15 protein-coding genes are annotated in these 19,104 nt (G+C 60.0%); all 15 read right to left on the reverse strand.

What is annotated here, in order from left to right; all coding sequences use genetic code 11:
• Positions 1 to 12: 12 nt before the first annotated feature.
• The 15 genes from AGR1_RS20020 to AGR1_RS20095 all read right to left on the reverse strand — a co-directional run bounded on the left by AGR1_RS20020 (position 13) and on the right by AGR1_RS20095 (position 18,846).
• Positions 13 to 1,734, reverse strand: a complete 1,722-nt coding sequence (locus AGR1_RS20020) for an ABC transporter substrate-binding protein (RefSeq protein WP_080794655.1) — start codon at positions 1,732 to 1,734, stop codon at positions 13 to 15.
• Positions 1,735 to 1,808: 74 nt separating this feature from the next.
• Entirely contained in the window at positions 1,809 to 2,102 is a 294-nt protein-coding gene (locus tag AGR1_RS20025) for a DUF2160 domain-containing protein (protein ID WP_080794653.1), read from the reverse strand.
• A 2-nt stretch (positions 2,103 to 2,104) separates the two neighbouring features.
• On the reverse strand, positions 2,105 to 3,025 hold the full coding sequence (locus AGR1_RS20030) for a carbohydrate ABC transporter permease (protein ID WP_077983252.1): 921 nt from the start codon (positions 3,023 to 3,025) through the stop codon (positions 2,105 to 2,107).
• A 3-nt stretch (positions 3,026 to 3,028) separates the two neighbouring features.
• Entirely contained in the window at positions 3,029 to 3,895 is an 867-nt protein-coding gene (locus tag AGR1_RS20035; RefSeq protein WP_080794651.1) for a sugar ABC transporter permease, read from the reverse strand.
• Positions 3,896 to 3,897: 2 nt separating this feature from the next.
• The gene (locus tag AGR1_RS20040) at positions 3,898 to 4,968 is read right to left on the reverse strand and encodes an ABC transporter ATP-binding protein (RefSeq protein WP_149147955.1); all 1,071 of its coding nucleotides are present in this window, start codon (positions 4,966 to 4,968) and stop codon (positions 3,898 to 3,900) included.
• 12 nt (positions 4,969 to 4,980) lie between these two features.
• Positions 4,981 to 6,051, reverse strand: coding sequence for an ABC transporter ATP-binding protein (locus tag AGR1_RS20045; protein WP_149147956.1), 1,071 nt, complete (start codon positions 6,049 to 6,051; stop codon positions 4,981 to 4,983).
• Positions 6,052 to 6,087: 36 nt separating this feature from the next.
• On the reverse strand, positions 6,088 to 7,611 hold the full coding sequence (locus tag AGR1_RS20050; protein WP_149147957.1) for a glycerol-3-phosphate dehydrogenase: 1,524 nt from the start codon (positions 7,609 to 7,611) through the stop codon (positions 6,088 to 6,090).
• Positions 7,612 to 7,719: 108 nt separating this feature from the next.
• Positions 7,720 to 8,493, reverse strand: a complete 774-nt coding sequence (locus AGR1_RS20055) for a DeoR/GlpR family DNA-binding transcription regulator (RefSeq protein WP_080794645.1) — start codon at positions 8,491 to 8,493, stop codon at positions 7,720 to 7,722.
• Between the two features lie 153 nt (positions 8,494 to 8,646).
• Positions 8,647 to 10,107, reverse strand: a complete 1,461-nt coding sequence (gene cysG, locus AGR1_RS20060) for a siroheme synthase CysG (RefSeq protein ID WP_187772238.1) — start codon at positions 10,105 to 10,107, stop codon at positions 8,647 to 8,649.
• Positions 10,079 to 12,727 carry a nitrate reductase gene (locus AGR1_RS20065; protein WP_149147959.1) on the reverse strand — a complete coding sequence of 883 codons (2,649 nt, stop codon included), beginning with the start codon at positions 12,725 to 12,727 and terminating at the stop codon, positions 10,079 to 10,081. The genes cysG and AGR1_RS20065 overlap by 29 nt, the downstream gene beginning before the upstream one ends.
• 214 nt (positions 12,728 to 12,941) lie before the next feature.
• Complete coding sequence (gene nirD / locus AGR1_RS20075; RefSeq protein ID WP_003505867.1) at positions 12,942 to 13,277, reverse strand: nitrite reductase small subunit NirD; 336 nt, start codon at positions 13,275 to 13,277, stop codon at positions 12,942 to 12,944.
• Positions 13,278 to 13,282: 5 nt separating this feature from the next.
• Entirely contained in the window at positions 13,283 to 15,730 is a 2,448-nt protein-coding gene (gene nirB, locus AGR1_RS20080) for a nitrite reductase large subunit NirB (RefSeq protein WP_149147960.1), read from the reverse strand.
• A 5-nt stretch (positions 15,731 to 15,735) separates the two neighbouring features.
• Positions 15,736 to 16,533 carry an ABC transporter ATP-binding protein gene (locus AGR1_RS20085; RefSeq protein WP_080794639.1) on the reverse strand — a complete coding sequence of 266 codons (798 nt, stop codon included), beginning with the start codon at positions 16,531 to 16,533 and terminating at the stop codon, positions 15,736 to 15,738.
• A 13-nt stretch (positions 16,534 to 16,546) separates the two neighbouring features.
• The gene (ntrB, locus tag AGR1_RS20090) at positions 16,547 to 17,440 is read right to left on the reverse strand and encodes a nitrate ABC transporter permease (RefSeq protein WP_077983240.1); all 894 of its coding nucleotides are present in this window, start codon (positions 17,438 to 17,440) and stop codon (positions 16,547 to 16,549) included.
• Between the two features lie 113 nt (positions 17,441 to 17,553).
• Complete coding sequence (locus AGR1_RS20095) at positions 17,554 to 18,846, reverse strand: CmpA/NrtA family ABC transporter substrate-binding protein (RefSeq protein WP_149147961.1); 1,293 nt, start codon at positions 18,844 to 18,846, stop codon at positions 17,554 to 17,556.
• Between the last annotated feature and the right edge of the window lie 258 nt (positions 18,847 to 19,104).

Below are 19,104 nucleotides of genomic sequence, written 5' to 3' on the forward strand. Positions count from 1 at the left end.
TTTACGCAGAAATCACTTCTGCCAGCTTTTGACCAGTTCGTCGTAGTTGACGGTGACCGGTTTTTCCTTTTCGTCGGCTATCTTCAGCTGCGGCGCCAGATTGCCCTTCGAAACGGCATCCTTGTTCCAGTATTCGATATCGTGCTCTTCCGCCAGCTTCGGGCCGATATCGCCCTGCACGCCAGCGCGTTCCAGACGGCTCATGACCTTTTCCTGCTCGGCGCAGAGAGAGTCCATCGCAGCCTGCGCAGTTTTCGCACCCGACGAAGCATCGCCGATCGCCTGCCACCACAATTGCGCCAGCTTCGGATAATCCGGAACGTTGGTGCCGGTCGGCGACCATTGCACGCGAGCCGGCGAACGATAGAACTCGATGAGACCGCCGAGCTTGGAGGCCCGGTCCGTGAAGCTCTTGTGGTGGATGGTGGTGTCGCGAATGAAGGTCAGGCCCACATGGCTCTTCTTCACATCCACGGTCTTGGAGGTCACGAACTGCGCGTAGAGCCAGGCGGCCTTGGCGCGGTCGTCGGGGGTGGATTTCATCAGCGTCCACGAACCCACATCCTGATAACCGAGCTTCATGCCGTCCTTCCAGTAGACGCCATGTGGTGAAGGTGCGACACGCCATTTCGGCGAACCGTCCTCGTTCACGACCGGCAGGCCGGGTTTGGCCATATCGGCGGTAAACGCCGTATACCAGAAGATCTGCTGGGCGATATTGCCCTGCGCCGGCACCGGACCGGATTCGGAGAAGGTCATGCCCTGCGCCTCCGGCGGCGCATATTTCTTCAGCCATTCGAGATATTTCTCGATGGAATAGACCGAAGCCGGACCGTTGGTATCGCCGCCGCGCGCCACGCAGGAGCCGACCGGCTGCGACTTGTCGTTGACCTTGATGCCCCATTCATCGACCGGCAGACCGTTCGGCAGGCCCTTGTCGCCGTTCCCGGCCATGGAAAGCCAGGCATCGGTGAAGCGCCAGCCGAGCGACGGGTCCTTCTTGCCATAGTCCATATGGCCGAAAACCTTCTTGCCGTCGACATCCCGGCCGGTGAAGAATTCGGCAATATCCTCATAGGCCGACCAGTTGACCGGCACGCCGAGGTCATACCCGTATTTAGCCTTGAAATCGGCCTTGTTCTTTTCATCGTTGAACCAGTCGTAACGGAACCAGTAGAGGTTCGCGAACTGCTGATCTGGAAGCTGGTAGAGCTTCTTATCCGGCGCCGTCGTAAAGGCGCTGCCGATAAAGTCCTCAAGGTCGAGGCCGGGATTGGTGACGTCCTTGCCTTCATTGGCCATGAAGTCGGTCAGGTTGCGCACCTGCTGGTAGCGCCAATGGGTGCCGATGAGGTCGCTATCGTTGACCCAGCCGTCATAGAGGTTCTGGCCGGTCTGCATCTGGGTCTGGATTTTTTCGACAACGTCACCTTCCTGGATCAGGTCGTGCGTGACCTTGATGCCGGTAATGGCGGTGAAAGCCGGGGCCAGAACCTTGGATTCATATTCATGGGTCGTCAGAGATTCGGAAACGACCTTGATTTCCATGCCCGCAAAAGGTTTCGCGGCATCGACAAACCATTGCAGCTCCTTTTCCTGATCCGCACGTGAAAGCGACGACATATCGCCGATTTCCTTGTCCAGAAACTGCTTTGCTTCCTCCATTCCGGCGAAAGCGGAACCCGTCATTGCCAGCAGCATGGCCGCCGTCGTCGTCATCAAATGCCGTCGCATATCAGTCCTCCCAAGGGTTTGCGATTGCATAAAGTCTACGGGTGCGGTTTTCCTCCGCCGCACCGTTTCCTGCTCTAGACAAAACGGAAAACGCCGATGGCGTAGACCAAGGATAGAGCGAGAGCCCACCACAGGTTCGGGCCGACCAGCCCGAGCCATGCGAGATGAATGAAAGCGCTGCCGAGCAGCGAGATGAACAACCTGTCGCCGCGCGTGGTCTCGAAGCGCAACAGGCCGAAGCGGGGATTGCCGCCGGGCGAAAGTCGCTCCCATACCCACATGCCGACGAGCAGCACGGCGATAGCGCCGAAAAACGCACCCGTCTGCCAAGTCCACGCCATCCAGGTAAAATCGGGCATTTTCATCATGGTCAAACCCTCCCGAGCGCAAAGCCCTTGGCGATGTAATTGCGCACGAACCAGATCACCAGCGCGCCGGGGATCAGCGTCAGCACGCCGGCGGCGGCAAGCAGGCCCCAGTCCATACCGGCGGCCGAAACGGTGCGCGTCATGGTCGCGGCGATCGGTTTTGCGTCCGTCGTCGTCAGCGTGCGGGCGATCAGAAGCTCGACCCAGGAGAACATGAAGCTGAAGAAGCAGGCGACACCAATGCCGGAGGCGATGAGCGGCATGAAAATCTTCACGAAGAATTTCGGGAAAGAATAGCCGTCAATATAGGCGGTCTCGTCGATTTCCTTCGGCACGCCGGACATGAAGCCCTCGAGAATCCACACCGCCAGCGGCACGTTGAACAGGCAATGCGCCAGCGCCACGGCTATATGCGTATCGATCAGCCCGAAAGCCGAATACAGCTGGAAGAAGGGCAGCGCGAAGACGGCGGGCGGCGCCATGCGGTTGGTCAAAAGCCAGAAGAACAGGTGCTTGTCGCCCAGAAAACGATAACGCGAGAAGGCGTAGGCCGCCGGCAGCGCAGCCGCGACCGAAATCACCATGTTCATCACGACATAGATGATTGAATTGATATAGCCCGAATACCAGGACGAATCGGTAAAGATCGTCCGGTAGTTCTGCAACGTCGGCTCATGCGGATAAAGCGTCATGGACGAGACGATTTCCGTGTTCGTCTTGAAGCTCATATTGACGAGCCAGTAGATCGGAACAAGCAGCAGCAGGATATAGATCGTCGGCACCAGCCAGGAAAAACGCGACGGCCCATGGCGGCGACGCCGCGCATTGACGGCAAGTCCGGATCGTCCCGTTGCATTCGCTCTCACCGGCGAACTGCCAATGCCGTTGCGCTCCACGCTTGTGGTGACATTCGAGGCGCTCATGTCTCAAGTCTCCGCGTCGTGGCTGGTCATGACGGTGTAGAACACCCAGGACAGCAGCAGGATGATGAGGAAGTAGATCAGCGACATGGCTGCCGCCGGCCCGAGGTCAAACTGGCCGAGCGCAACTTTCACGAGATCGATGGACAGGAAGGTCGTGGAATTGCCCGGGCCGCCGCCGGTGACAACGAAAGGCTCGGTATAGATCATGAAACTGTCCATGAAGCGCAGCAGGAAGGCGATCAGCAGCACCCGCTTCATCTTCGGCAGCTGGATGTAGCGGAATACCGCAAAACGTGACGCACCATCGATCCTTGCCGCCTGATAATAGGCATCCGGAATGGAGACGAGACTGGCGTAACACAGAAGCACGACAAGGCTCGTCCAGTGCCAGACATCCATGATGACGACCGTGATCCACGCATCGACCGGATCGTTGACATAGTTGTAATCGAGCCCGAGTTGATTGGCGTAATAGCCGAGCAGACCGATATCGCTGCGGCCGAAAACCTGCCAGATCGTGCCGACGACATTCCACGGCACCAGCAGCGGCAGCGCCATGGTGACAAGGCAGACGGGCACGCCGAAGCCGGACTTCGGCATCTTGAGCGCGATGAAGATGCCGAGCGGAATTTCAATCGCCAGAATAATGCCGGAAAATAGAAGGTTGCGCCCCAGCGCATCCCAGAAACGGGCGGAACGGAGAATGTCCTCGAACCATTGCGTTCCCGCCCAGAAGAACTGGTTATTGCCGAACGTATCCTGCACCGAATAATTCACGACGGTCATCAGCGGAATGACGGCGGAAAAGGCGACCAGCACCAGCACCGGCAGCACCATGAACCATGCCTTGTTGTTCCAGCTCTTTTCCATGGTCAGGCCCCCATCTTTACACGCCAGGAATCGGCGAAGACGCCAATGGCGGCCGGATCGAAGCGAACACCCGCTTCCGCCGGGATTTCCTCGTCTTCGGCAACGACAATCGAAAGCTTCTGGCCGGCAAACCGGGCGCGCACGATCTTCTGCCGGCCGATATCCTCGACCTTGTCAACAATGATGGGCATGCCGCCCCGTTCCAGCCGGACAAATTCCGGACGGATGCCGATCTCGATGCGTTGTGCTCCGTCAACCTTTGGCGCACCGGCCAGCGGTACGTCGAGGCCGCCGACCATTGCGGTCGCGCCCTCGATACTGGCGGGCAGCACGTTCATGCCGGGCGAGCCGATGAAATAACCGACGAATGTATGCCCCGGCCGCTCGAAGAGCTCAGCCGGCGTGCCGATCTGGACGATCTGCCCGTCATACATGACCACAACCTTGTCGGCGAAGGTCAGCGCTTCGGTCTGGTCGTGGGTCACATAGACCATGGTGAAACCGGATTGCCGGTGCAGCCGCTTCAGCTGCGAGCGCAACACCCATTTCATGTGCGGATCGATGACCGTCAGCGGCTCATCGAAGAGGATCGCGTTGACATCGGACCGCACCAGCCCGCGCGCCAGCGAAATCTTCTGCTTCTGATCCGCCGTCAGACCACGAGCATGTCGTTTGGCCATGCCGGAAAGATCGGTCATTTCCAGGATTTCCCGCACCCGGCGGTCGACTTCGGCTTCCGGCACATGCCGGTTGCGCAGCGGAAAGGCCAGATTGTCGTAGACCGTCATCGTGTCGTAAACGACCGGGAACTGGAATACCTGCGCAATATTGCGGTCTTCCGTGGCGAAATCCGTCACATCGGTTCCATCAAAGGCGATGCGGCCTTCGGAGGGGCGCAGCAGCCCGGAAATGATGTTGAGCAGCGTGGTCTTGCCGCAGCCGGAAGGCCCCAACAGCGCATAGGCCCCGCCGTCTTCCCATTCATGGTGGACTTCCTTCAGCGCATAGTCGCCGGCAGCCTGCGCCTTTGCGTTATAAGCGTGGCGGATGTGATCGAGCGTGATGCGTGCCATGATCGATCTCCCTCAAGCCGCTTTGCCGATGGCGCGGCCATTCGCGTCAAAGGCCATCAGGTGTTTTGTATCGAGAAACAGTTCTATGTCCCTGTCCGGCTCGATGTCGTGAATGCCATGCGCCAGCATGACCCAGCGCCGGCCCGAAAATTCCACATGCACGAAGCTTTCCGATCCGGCGATTTCCGAAATCAGCGTCCGTGCCCGGATCGACTGGCGGGCCTCGCCCTTCGCCTGCGGGAAAAGATGGTGCGGCTGGAAAGCGATGGTCAAAGGTCCATCCGGCACGGCGGCAAGATGCGCCGGCACCGCAATCACCGCCTGGTTGGCACGGGTGAATGCGCCGCCCGCCTTGACGACCTCGATGGTATTGAGCGGCGGGTCTGCAAAAATTTCGGCGGTGACTATATCCACCGGACGCCGGTAAACCTCGATGGTGTGGCTGAACTGCGTTACCCTGCCTTCGTTGAGCGTTGCGGTATTGCCGCCCAAAAGCAGCGCTTCGGAAGGTTCGGTGGTGGCATAAACGAAGATAGCGCCGGATTCGGCGAAGATGCGCGGCAACTCCTCGCGCAGCTCTTCGCGCAGCTTGTAATCGAGATTGGCCAGCGGCTCATCAAGCAACACCAGATGGGCGTTTTTGACGATGGCGCGGGCAAGTGCTGTGCGCTGCTGCTGGCCGCCGGAAAGATTGAGCGGCGTACGGTCTAGATAGGGCGTCAGCTTCAAAAGCTCGGCGGCTTTCCTCACTTCCCTGTCGATGGTCGCCTGGTCCTTGCCGGCAACGCGCATGGGCGAGGCGATGTTTTCATAAACGCTGAGCGCCGGATAGTTGATGAACTGCTGATAGACCATGGCGACGTTGCGCTTCTGCACCGGAAAACCCGTTACGTCTTCGCCATTGAAAAAGATCGAGCCAGCGCTCGGCTTGTCCAGCCCGGCCATCAGCCGCATCAGCGTCGTCTTGCCCGAACGTGTCGGTCCAAGCAGGACGTTCAGGCTTCCGCGCTGCAACGTCAGATCGGTCGGGTGAATATGATATTCACCGCCAACCATCTTCGAGACGTTTCGCAATTCAAGCATGGTGATCCAAAGCCTCCTCCGCTTTTATCCGGATCGTCAGATTGCCCTTAAGCGCCCACCTGCAATGTCTTCGACATAATCCTCCAGCGAACGCACCTCTTCCGGGGTAAAAAAGAGGCCCTGCTTGGTGCGGCGCCACAGAATATCCTCGGCCGTCAGCGCCCATTCCCGCGCCATCAGCCAGCGAACCTCAGCCTCGTAGAGCGTACCGCCGAAATACCGCCCCAGCGCCGCCGCCTCTGTGGCATCGCCGATCAGTACCGCCGCATCCGTTCCGTAGCAGCGCACAAGCCGCTCCGCATGACGCTCTTCAAGAAAGGGGTAACGCGACCGTAGCGCCGAAACTTCCGCGTTGTAGGCCTCCGCGCCGAAATCCCCACCCGGCAGATGTGAGCCCGCCGTCCAAGGCGCGCCCTTTTCACCCAGCGCATCGCCGATTTTTTCAAGAGCATGTTCGGCAAGCCGCCGATAGGTGGTGAGCTTGCCGCCGAAAATATTGAGTAGCGGCGCTTCGCCTTCCGCCCCTTCGGTTTTCAACACATAATCGCGGGTCGCTTCCTGCGCCTTCGATGCCCCGTCATCGAATAGCGGGCGCACGCCGGAATAGGTCCAGACGATATCCTCAGGCTTCACCGGTTCAGCGAAATATTCGCTCGCCGCATTGCAAAGATAGCTGATCTCCTCGTCGCTGATCCTAACAGCCCGGGGATCGGCGGTATAGTCGCGATCCGTCGTGCCAATCAGCGTGAAGTCCTGTTCATAAGGAATGGCGAAGATGATCCGCCCGTCCGGATTCTGGAAAAAATACGCACGCGGATCGGAAAATTTCTTGCGCACGATGATGTGGCTGCCCTGCACCAGGCGGACATTATGCACGTTGTTTTTGCCGAATGCCGAGGACAACACCTTGTCCACCCAGGGACCCGCGGCATTCACCAGCATGCGCGCCCGGTAGGTCTTGGCCTCTCCGTCCGCATTTTTCGTTTCGACTCGCCAGAATGCGCCTTCGCGCCGGGCCGAAACCACCTGCGTGCGGTTAAGGATGAGCGCACCGCGATTGGCAGCGTCGCGGGCATTCAGCACCACCAGGCGGGCATCGTCCACCCACCCATCCGAATATTCGAAGGCGCGGGCAAAAATCGGTTTCAAAGGTTTCCCGGCGGGATCGCGGCGCAGATCGAGCGAGCGGGTCGCAGGCAGAAGCTTTCGGCCGCCAAGATGATCATAAAGAAATAGCCCCAGACGCACGAGCCAGGCCGGGCGCACGCCACCCTTCTGGAACGGCAGTACGAAGCGCATGGGCCAGATGATATGCGGCGCCATGGCCCACAACACTTCTCGTTCCATAAGTGCTTCTCGCACCAGACGAAACTCGTAATGCTCGAGATAACGCAAACCGCCATGAATAAGCTTGGTAGCGGCGGAAGACGTGCCGGAGGCAAAATCGTTCATTTCCGCAAGCGCGACGGAATAACCTCTGCCAACGGCGTCACGCGCGATGCCGCAGCCATTGATACCGCCGCCGATCACGAAAATATCGTGGATTGCCTCGTCAGACATGAATCCTCCCGCGCTTTCATCGACGCTCTCCCCATCGACATATTGAAAGCACGAACATCTAATTCGAAGATAAAACGAATGTCAAACGAAATTGATAGATCGTCCCGATCAGGACTCGCGCATCTCGGTTTCGATCAACCGGACGTCATGATCGGCACAGATGGACCGGATCGAATCCACCGGACAATGATCGGTGATGAAAGTATGCACCTGAGAAAGATGGCCGATACGAACCGGAGCCGTGCGCTCGAATTTGAGCGAATCCGACACGAGAATGACATGGCGCGCATTGGAGATGATTGCCTGCGCGACCTTCACCTCACGAAAGTCGAAATCCAGCAAGGCGCCGTCCTCATCGATGGCCGAAACGCCGATGACGGCGAAATCCACCTTGAACTGGCGAATGAAATCCACCGCCGCCTCGCCGACGATACCGCCATCGGAACCGCGCACGACACCACCGGCAATCACCACCTCGATACCGGGGAAGACCCTCAACCTGTTGGCAACATTGATGTTGTTGGTAATGACCATCAACTCGTGATGATCCGCCAGCGCTTCGCCCACGGCTTCTGTCGTCGTGCCGATATTGATGAAAAGTGACGAGTTGTTGGGGATGAGGGCGGCAGCGGCGGCGCCGATCGCCTGCTTTTCGGAAGAGGCTATCGCCCGACGCGCCTCGTATTTGACGTTTTCGTTGCCGCTTGGAAAAAGCGCGCCGCCATGGATGCGGGTCAGAACCCGCGTATCGCAGAGATCGTTCAAGTCCTTGCGGATCGTCTGGGGTGTCACCGAAAACCGCGCCGCCAGCTCATCGACCAGCACCCGGCCATTCGCTTTCGCCAGCGCAACGATTTCATCCTGACGCGGTGTGAGCAGCATTTCACCCTCCCTCCTCTTTCAATTTTTTCGTTTTATTGAAGAGCGAACGAAAAACCAATGTCAAGGGACGGTTTTGCAGTAGCGATGGTGGCGGTATTAAAACAGGGAAATGCGGTTCCGCAGGCAGGGCGTGAAGCCACTTGACGATATTATTTAGCCGACTTTCTCAATCAACAGGTTAGAGCGGGACATCGCCGAGGAGGCGACAGCAAATACATCGCCGATACCGATCAGCACAGGTTCGTTCACGCCCAGTCTCTCGACGGCGGCACCGAGTTCCATCAGGGGGCCGCACCAGCGCTGCTCATTCGCACGGCTGACGGAAATCATGACCGCAACGGGGGTTGAAGCGGGCATGCCGTGAGCGAGCAGGCAAGCCTCTATGCTGGATGCGGTTCGCCCGCCCATGTAAAAAACCGTGGTCACGGAAGGGTTTGACAGGGATTGCCAGTCGATATCCTCCGGCAGCTTTCCTTGCCGGGAATGGCCGGTGATGAAGCGTACCGACTGGGCATGGTCGCGATGGGTCAGGGAAACCCCCAGGCGCGAGGCCATGGCGCTTGCGGCGGTGATGCCGGGCACGATCTCGACCGGGATATTTTCAGCCTCCAGCGCCGCGATCTCCTCGCCGGCGCGCCCGAATATCATCGGATCGCCGGATTTCAACCGCACCACCCGTTTGCCGGCCTTGGCGAGGCGGATCATCATGTCATTGATGTCTTCCTGCCGGCAACTTTCCCGGCCGCCGCGCTTGCCAACCAGCATGCGCTTCGCCTCCCGCCGCGCCAGTTCCAGCACCTCGGCTGAAACGAGATCGTCGAACAGGATGACATCGGCCGCCTGCAAAGCGCGCACCGCTTTCAGCGTCAGCAGTTCGGCATCGCCCGGGCCGGCGCCCACAAGCGTTACAAGGCCGCGCCCCGATCCTGCCCGCGCAGCCTGCATTTCGATATCCGCAAGCAGCCGTTCCTCGCTGCCCTCATCCAGCCTTTCGGTGAAGGCGCGATCGACGAATTTTTCCCAGAAAGAACGCCGCGACGCGCCGGGAGCGAGCCGCAGATTGACGCGCTCGCGGATTGTCTGGGCAAGCGCGCCCCAGTCCTTCAGCGAAAGCGGCAACAATGTCTCGATGCGCCGGCGGATAGCCTGCGCCAGAATGGGGGCTGCACCATCGGTTGAAATCGACACCACCACCGGCGAACGATTGACGATGGAGCCGAACTGGAACTGGCAGAATTCCGGCTTGTCGATGACATTGACGGGAACGCCGGCCGCGCGCGCCGCGGCGTAGAAGCTCTCGGCTTCCGCATCGGTTTCGCAATCTGCCAGCGCCAGTTCCGCGCCCTCGAAGATATCCGGACCCCACGGACGGTCATCCCATATCAGCATCTGGCTTTTTGCGACGAGCGCTGCAAAGCTTTCCGAAAGTTCGCTTGCCTCGCAATAAAGATGCAATTCCGCCCCGCAGGCGAGCAGCAGTTCCGCCTTCCAGGCGGCCGCGTCCGATCCGCCCGCCAGCACCACACGCTTGCCCTCAAGCCCCCAGAAGACCGGCAACTTGGCTAATCTTTCCATGCGGGCCGGTTCATTCCGCTGCGGTTTTAAGGCATCCATTGATGACCCCCCTGATTTCGGCGCGGCAGGAGCCGCAATTGGTTCCGGCATTCAACGCCTTGCCGATGGCTTCGACGCTGTGACATCCCTCACGGATGGCGGCGGTAATCTGGTTCACCCCGACGTTAAAGCAGGAGCAGACAGTGGCGCCCGGATCGGCGCGGCCGGCGCCGGGGCGACCAGCGACAAGCGCAAAGCGCATGCGCAAATCTTCATGGCGTTCGGTCAACTGCGAGATCGCCCAGTTGCGGGCGACGGCCACCGGCTGCCTGGCAATGAACAGCGCGGCGAGCAGGATATCGCCGTCGAAGAAGGCAAGGCGCAGGTCGCCCGTGTGCCGGTCGCTGTAACCCAAGGGCTCAACCCTGGCCTCAATGCCGAAGACCTGCCGCGCCCAGAATGTCCAGTCCTGCGGCTCCTCCGCAAAAGCGAACTCCATGCGATAGCCGCCATCCGCTTTGGCCGTGGCCCAGTAGGCACAATCTTGCGCATCCGGCCGGATGCGGGAGATGGCGAAACCATAGGCTTTTGCTTCGAAGCGCCTTGCCCTTACGCCCATGTTTTTCGAGGCGGGCTGACCGGAATGCGGGTCCGTCACCGGGGCAACCATGACATCGATGCGCGCCTGCGAGGCGAACTGGTCGTTCCAGTGCATTGGCGCGAAGACCGATCCGCGCGCCTGCCTCTCACTGATCAGCGCCCGCAGCAACACCTTGCCATGGGGACTTTCCAGCTCCACCAGATCGGCACTTTCTATTCCCAGCCACTGCGCATCGCGCGGGTGAAGTTCGACGAAGGGTTCGGCGATATGGGCGGTAAGGCGCGCACTTTTGCCGGTGCGGGTCATGGTGTGCCATTGATCGCGGATACGGCCGGTGTTCAGTGTCAGCGGATAATCCGCCGACGTCCTGCACGTCTGCGGCAAAGCCGTGGCAATGAACCGCGCCTTGCCATCGGCGTGATAAAACCGGCCATCGGCGAAAAAGCGGGTGACGACGGCATCGCCCGGCGCGGCCTGCGGCCATTGAAACGGCGTCATCGCATCGTAGGAATTCGGTTCCACACCGCTGATGTCGAAATCGCGATTGCCAGCATTCTCAAAGCCGGAAAGAGCGGCATGTTCGGCAAAAATCTCCGATGGATTGCGATAGGCGAAGGCGGCTTCGAAACCCATGCGCCGGCCCACTTCCGCCATTTGCCACCAGTCCGCTTTCGCTTCGCCGGGCGCATCGAGAAACCCGCGCTGGCGGGAAATGCGCCGTTCGGAATTGGTGACGGTCCCGTCCTTTTCCCCCCAGCCAAGCGATGGCAGAAGCACATGCGCATGGCGAGCCGTGTCGGTACTCGCCATGACATCGGAGACGACGACAAAAGGACAGGCCTTTATCGCCGCCTCGACGGCACCGGCATCCGGCATGGATACGACCGGGTTGGTGGCCATGATCCACAGCGCCTTGATGCGACCGTCCGCCACCGCCCGGAACATGTCCACCGCTTTCAGTCCGGGTTTTTCCGCAATGGCGGGCGAGGCCCAGAAACGCCGCACGCGGTCGCGATCCTCGGCATTTTCGATAGCCATATGCGCAGCCAGCATATTGGCCAGCCCGCCGACCTCGCGCCCGCCCATGGCGTTCGGCTGGCCGGTCAGTGAAAAAGGTCCCATGCCGGGCCGGCCGATGCGGCCGGTGGCGAGGTGGCAATTGATGATGGCGTTGACCTTGTCGGTGCCGCTTTGCGACTGGTTAACGCCCTGGCTGTAGCAGGTGACGGTTTTTTCCGTGCGCTCGAACAATTCGTAAAAGGAAATCAGTTCGGCGATGGTCAGGCCGGTGGCCTCGGCAATTTCCGGCAAGCTATGCTCACTTGCGGCCTGCGTGGCAGCCTCGAAACCGGCCGTATGGTTTTCAACGTAACCGCGGTCTATTGCGCTGCTGGCGAAAAGATGCGCCAACAGACCGGTAAACAGCGCCACATCTCCATCCGGGCGGATGGCGAGGTGCATATCGGCAACATCGGCGCTCATCGTCCGGCGCGGATCGATGACGACGACCTTCATTTCCGGCCGCGCCGCCTTGGCGGCCGAAAGCCGCTGATAGAGAACCGGATGGCACCAGGCGAGGTTGGAGCCGGTGAGGATCACCAGATCGGCAAGCTCCATATCCTCATAGGTGCCCGGCACCGTATCGGCCCCGAAGGCGCGGCGATGGCCGGCAACCGAGGACGACATGCAAAGCCTTGAATTGGTATCGATATTGGCAGAGCCGATGAAACCTTTCATCAGCTTGTTGGCGAGGTAATAATCCTCGGTCAGCAATTGGCCGGAGACATAAAAGGCAACCGAATCCGGGCCGTGCTCGGCAATGGCCTTGGTGAAACGGGACACGACGAGATCGAGCGCCTCGCCCCATGCCGCCCGCCTGCCGCTGATTTCGGGGTGGAGCAGGCGTCCTTCGAGATCGATGGTTTCGGCCAGAGCCGAACCTTTGGAACACAGCCGACCGAAATTGGCGGGGTGGTCCTGATCGCCCCTGACGGACACCGCGCCGTCGTCGTTGATAGTGGCAATGACGCCGCAGCCGACGCCGCAATAGGGACAGGTGGTCTTTGTTTCAACGGGCATGGGTTTGCCCTCTCAGTGCGTGGCGGTTACCCCCCTCTGTCCTGCCGGACATCTCCCCCACAAGGGGGGAGATCACTTGCGGCATAAGCCTCCGTTCACAACTGGCCACGCCGCCGGTGGAGAGGAAGCGGGAAGCCTTCCGCTTGTCGATCTCCCCCCTTGTGGGGGAGATGGCCGGCAGGACAGAGGGGGGTATCTTCGCCGCCATCGAAAATCACTCCGCCGCGATCATCAGAGTTTCAAGCGCTATCGAAAGCCGCCCGTCGAGATTACGGACAGGGATAGTCTTCACCTCGCCCTCATCCGCCCCCAGCGCCTTGCCGGTCTCCAGAGAAATCACCCAATTGTGCAAGGGACACGTGACCGAAGCGCCATGCACGATACCCTGGCTCAGCGGGCCGCCCTTGTGCGGGCAATGGTCCTCGATGGCGAAGACCTGATTTTCCGCCGTGCGGAACACGGCGATCTTGCCCATCGGCGTTTTTACGCAACGCGCACCGCGCAGGGGAATATCGGAAATATCGCCAATATCGATCCAGTTGCTGTCCATCGTTCTCACTCCGCCGCCTCGCTGAAACCGATTGCCGCCATGGGCCTGAATTCGTGCTTGTCGTGGCCGGATACGCGTTCCGACCACGGATCGACCTGCGCGAATTTTTGACTGAAGACGAAGCGGTCGAAATAGGCCTTGCGCTTTTCCGCATCGTCCATGATCTGGCGGCGGATTTCGTCGTAGCCGATGCGCTTGGCCCACTTGTAGATGCGCTCGAGATAGCGCGCCTGTTCGCGATACATCTGCGTCAGCGCCACGATATGCCCCAGCGCCTCATCCTCGGTTTTGACAAGGCCAAGCACCTCCGTGCCCTTGATATCGAGACCCGCAGCACCGGCGAAGTGGATCTCGAAACCAGAATCGACGCAGATCACGCCGATATCCTTGCAGGTCGCCTCCGCGCAGTTGCGCGGACAGCCGGAAACGGCAAGTTTCAGCTTGGCGGGCGTCCACGAACCCCACATGAATTTCTCGATGCGGATGCCAAGGCCGGTGGAATCCTGCGTGCCGAAACGGCACCATTGCTGGCCCACACAGGTCTTCACGGTGCGCAAGCCTTTGGCATAGGCCTGACCGGAAATGAAACCGGCCTTGCCGAGATCGGCCCAGACGGCGGGCAAATCCTCCTTCTCGATGCCGAGAAGGTCGATGCGCTGGCCGCCCGTCACCTTCACCATCGGGATTTCGAACTTGTCGACCACATCCGCAATCGCCCTCAACTCCGAGGAATTCGTGACGCCGCCCCACATGCGCGGCACGACGGAATAGGTGCCATCCTTCTGGATATTGGCGTGGACGCGCTCATTGATATAACGCGACTGGTAATCGTCGGCATATTCGTCCGGCCAGTCGCAGACGAGGTAATAATTGAGTGCCGGCCGGCATTTGGCGCAGCCGCAGGAGGTTTTCCATTCCAGCTCCTGCATCACGGCGGGAATGGTCTTCAGCCCCTTGGCCTTGATCAGAAGGCGCACATGGTCGTGGCCGAGATCGGTGCATTTGCACATCGGTTGCACGGCAGCAGGATTGTAGCTGTCGCCGAGCGTTATCGTCATCAGCTGCTCGACAAGACCGGTGCAATTGCCGCACGAGGCCGACGCCTTGGTGTGGGCGCGCACATCGTCCAGCGAGGTCAGCCCCTTGGAGGTGATGGCAGATGTGATCTTGCCCTTGCAAACGCCGTTGCAGCCGCAGATTTCCGCATCATCCGGCAAGGCTGCAACGGCCGCCATAGGGTCCAGCGGCGACCCTCCCTGATAGGCCTGGCCGAAGATCAGGGTTTCGCGCATGGCGGAAATGTCGGTGGATTTCTTCATCAGGTCGAAGAACCACGAGCCATCAGCCGTCTCGCCGTAAAGCACCGCGCCGATGATGCGGTTTTCCTTCAGGATCAGGCGCTTGTAGACGCCTGCGGTGGCATCGCGCAGCACGATTTCCTCGCGGTCGTCGCCCTCCGCAAAATCACCGGCGGAAAACAGGTTGATGCCGGTGACCTTCAGCTTGGTATTGGTGACGGAGCCGTGATATTCGGCAGAACCGCCGCAGAGCCGGTCGGCGAGCACACGCGCCGATTCATAAAGCGGCGCGACGAGGCCATAGCACATGCCGCGATGTTCGGCGCATTCGCCGAGCGCGTAGATGGAAGCGTCCGACGTCATCATGCCGTCATCCACCACGATGCCGCGATTGACGGCGATGCCGGCCTCCTTGGCAAGACCCGAAGCCGGGCGGATGCCGACCGCCATCACCACCATATCCCCCTTGATGACCCGGCCGTCTTCCAGTTCGATACCCTCGACCTTCTCCTCACCCAGAATGCATTTGGTATTGGCCTTGGTGATGATGTCGATGCCACGCTCATTGAGCGCCTTTTCCAGAAGATAGGCCGCTGCCGGATCGAGCTGACGCTCCATGATCGTCGGCATCAGGTGGATGACGGTGACATCCATGCCCTGGCGCTTGAGGCCATAGGCGGCTTCCAGCCCGAGAAGACCGGCGCCGATGACGATGGCGCGGCCTTTGCCTTCAGCGATTTCCAGCATCTTCGTCACATCGTCGAGATCGCGGTAGGCGAGCACGCCCGGCAATTGATGGCCGGGGACGGGAATGATGAAGGGCGACGAACCGGTGGCGATCACCAGCTTGTCGTAGGAAACCGTGATGCCGTTTTCGCTGGTCACGGTCCTCCTGTCGCGGTCGATGCCGGTGACCTTCGCGCCCTTGTGCAGCGTGACATTATTGGCGGCGTACCATTCGTCATTATGAATGACGATGTCTTCATAGCTCTTTTCGCCTGAGAGCACCGGCGAGAGCATGATGCGGTCGTAATTGACGCGCGGCTCGGCGTTGAAAATGGTGACGTCGTAAAGGCCGGGGGCGGTTTCGAACAGGTTCTCCAGCATGCGCCCCGGCGCCATGCCATTGCCGATGATGACGAGTTTTTGCGTCATGGTCGTTACTCCGCAGCTTCAATGAAGCGGTGACGTTCGTAAAGGAATTTCAGCACGGCCTCGCGGCATTTGAGATAGGTCTTGTCGGATGCGAGCTCGATGCGGTTGCGCGGGCGTGCCAACGGCACGTCAAGCACTTCGCCGATATGGGCGGCGGGGCCGTTGGTCATCATCACGATACGGTCCGAGAGCAGCACCGCCTCGTCGACATCATGGGTGATCATGACCATGGTGTTGCCGAGCCGGGCGTGGATTTCCATCACCGCGTCCTGAAGATGGGCGCGGGTCAGCGCGTCCAGCGCGCCGAAGGGCTCATCCAGCAGCAGGATCTTCGGCTCCATGGCAAGCGCGCGGGCAATGCCGACACGCTGTTTCATGCCGCCGGAAATTTCCGAAGGCTTCTTGTCCTTGGCATGGGCCATCTGCACGAGATCGAGATTGCGCATGACCCAGTCGTGCCGCTCGGCCCGTGTCTTGGTGTTGCGGAACACTTTTTCCACGGCGAGATTGACGTTTTCATAGACTGAAAGCCAGGGCAGCAGACTGTGGTTCTGGAATACGACAGCGCGTTCCGGACCGGGTTCGTTAACCTCCCGGTTTTCGAGAAGCACCGCACCGGCGGAGACTTTCGTCAGCCCGGCGATGAGGTTCAGCATGGTGGACTTGCCACAGCCGGAATGACCGATGACCGAGACGAATTCGCCTTTTTCGATGGTGAGGTTGATGCCTTTCAACACCTCGGCGCGTGCGCCGCCCTTGTCGAAATATTTGTCGATGTGATCGAGCTTCAGATAAACGTTCATAATTTTGGCCCCCTCAATTTGCCGCAGCGCCGCGGGTGATGACCTTGCCGAGAGCCGCCACCAGCTTGTCGAGCATGAAGCCGACAACGCCGATGTAAGCGAGCGCCACGATGATGTCGGGTAGGCGCGAGGAGTTCCACGCATCCCAGATGAAGAAACCGATGCCGACGCCGCCGGTCAGCATTTCCGCCGCAACGATGGCGAGCCACGACAGGCCAATACCGATGCGCAGGCCGGTGAAGATATAGGGCGCTGCCGAAGGCAGCATGATCTTGAAGAAAAATTCCAGCTGGTTGAGCCGCAGCACCTGCGCCACGTTGCGGTAATCCTGCGGAATATTGCGCACGCCGACCGCCGTGTTGATGATGACCGGCCAGATGGAGGTGATGAAGATCACGAAAATGGCGGAAGGGTTGCTGTCCTGAAAGGCGGCCAGCGACAGGGGTAACCAGGCAAGCGGCGGCACGGTGCGCAGCACCTGAAAGATCGGGTCGAGACCACGCATGGCCCAGACCGACTGGCCGATGACGGCACCGAGAATGATGCCGGCGATCGCCGCAAGGCCGAAACCGTAAGCCACGCGCTCCAGCGAGACCAGCACACGCCAGCCAAGGCCGATATCCTGCGATCCGTTCTCGAAGAACGGCGATACGATGAGATCGTAGCTTTCCTCGAAGACCTGGCTTGGCGGCGGCAGCGACGCGCCCGGCGCGGAACAGAGAAGCTGCCAGACACCGAGCAGAATGGCGAGTACGAGGAATGGCGGTATGGTGTTGCGGGCCGCCGCCGCACTCCATTTGCGCAGATCGATGCGCGGTGACTGTTTCGGCGCAAGCGACACGATATTTGCCTTCTGCGCTACCGGCTGATGCGGCTCTTCGTTGAATTTTCGGGCCAATGCGGACATGGGCGTTCCCTCTTGATTTCGGTTGCGGTCTGGGCTCGCCCCTCATCCGGTCTTCAGCAGCGCCGGTTAGGTGGCACTGCTGGCGGATGAGGAGCGACACCCGGCTCTCCTCCTCAGGAGGCCGCCTTGATGGACAGGCTTTCGAGATAGGCCGACGGGTTTTCAGGATCGAAGACCTTGCCGTCGAAGAAGGTTTCCTTGCCGCGCGAGGTGGAGGCGGGAAGATCGGTTACGCCGAGATCCTTGGCCGCCTCGCGCCAGATATCCTCGCGGTTAACCTGCTCAACCAGCGCCTTCACGTCCGTGTCGGGCGCCAATTTGCCCCAGCGGATGTTTTCCGCGATGAACCAGCTGTCGTGGCTGCGGAAGGGATAGGAGGTGTGGTCCTGCCAGAACTTCATCTGCAGACCGGTATTTTCCAGAACACGGCCGTTGCCATAATTGATATTACCCTTGAGGCGACCGAGAACGTCCTTCGGCGGCACGTTAAACCATTGACGTTTGCCGAGGATGGCGGACATTTCTTCCTTGTTCGCCATTTCATCGCACCATTGCTGCGCCTCCATGACGGCCATCAGCAGCGCCTTGGTGGCGTTGGGGTTGTTTTCCACCCAGTCGGCGCGCATGCTGAGCGCCTTTTCAGGATGGCCCTTCCAGAGTTCGCCGGTGGTACAGGCGGTGAAACCGATGCCCTGATTGACGAGCTGCTCGTTCCAGGGTTCGCCCACACAGAAGACGTCCATATTGCCGACCTTCATATTGGCGACCATCTGCGGCGGCGGAACGACAATGGTGGAGACGTCCTTGTCCGGGTCGATGCCGCCGGCGGCAAGCCAATAGCGAAGCCACAGATCATGCGTGCCGCCGGGGAAGGTCATGGCGGCCTTGATTTCCTTGCCCTCGGCCTTCTTTTTCTCAAAAGCTGCCTTCAACTTGGAAGCATCCAGTTGAACGCCGGTTTCGGCATATTCCCTGGCGGCGGAAATGCCCTGGCTGTCGAGGTTGAGGCGGGCAAGGATTGCCATCGGCACCGGCACATTATTCTGGGTCACCCTGCCGGTATGCATGAGATAGGGCATGGGTGTCAGGATATGCGCGCCGTCAATGCCGTTCGATGCGCCGCCGAGCACGAGATTGTCGCGCGTCGCACCCCAGGAGGCCTGTTTCAGAACCTCGACATCCGGCATGCCGTGTTTGGCGAAGAGACCCTTTTCCGCCGCAACGATGAGCGGGGCGGCATCGGTCAGCGCGATGAAGCCTATTTTCGCGCCTTTCACCTCGGGCTCAGCGGTGGCTGCGAAAGCACCGGAAGGAAAGGCCGCGCGCACGGCGCTGACGAGGGCGACGGCGGCTGTCGTCTTCAATATCGTGCGGCGGCTGACAGCGCCGGAGACTATCTCTTTCATTCGCATGTTCCCCTTATTAGGCCACCCTTGCGGGTGACGTTTTTCGCTTGCGAAAAAACCTGAAAATAAAAAAACGCCGCTCGGTGTTTGCGCCTGCGGAACGGGAGGTGTTCCGGGCAGCAAAACCTTGCGACGTCGATGTCTTTGAAAGCGCCTATGCCGCGCCCTGCTCGCCCCGATCGCCGTTGACCGGTGCAAACAAAGAGATGCAAGAGGCGTGCCAGTTCTCTATATGGAAGTTATATTATTGCAAATAAA

This window comes from Agrobacterium sp. B1(2019) (assembly GCF_008274755.1).
Classification (GTDB): Bacteria; Pseudomonadota; Alphaproteobacteria; order Rhizobiales; family Rhizobiaceae; genus Agrobacterium; species Agrobacterium salinitolerans.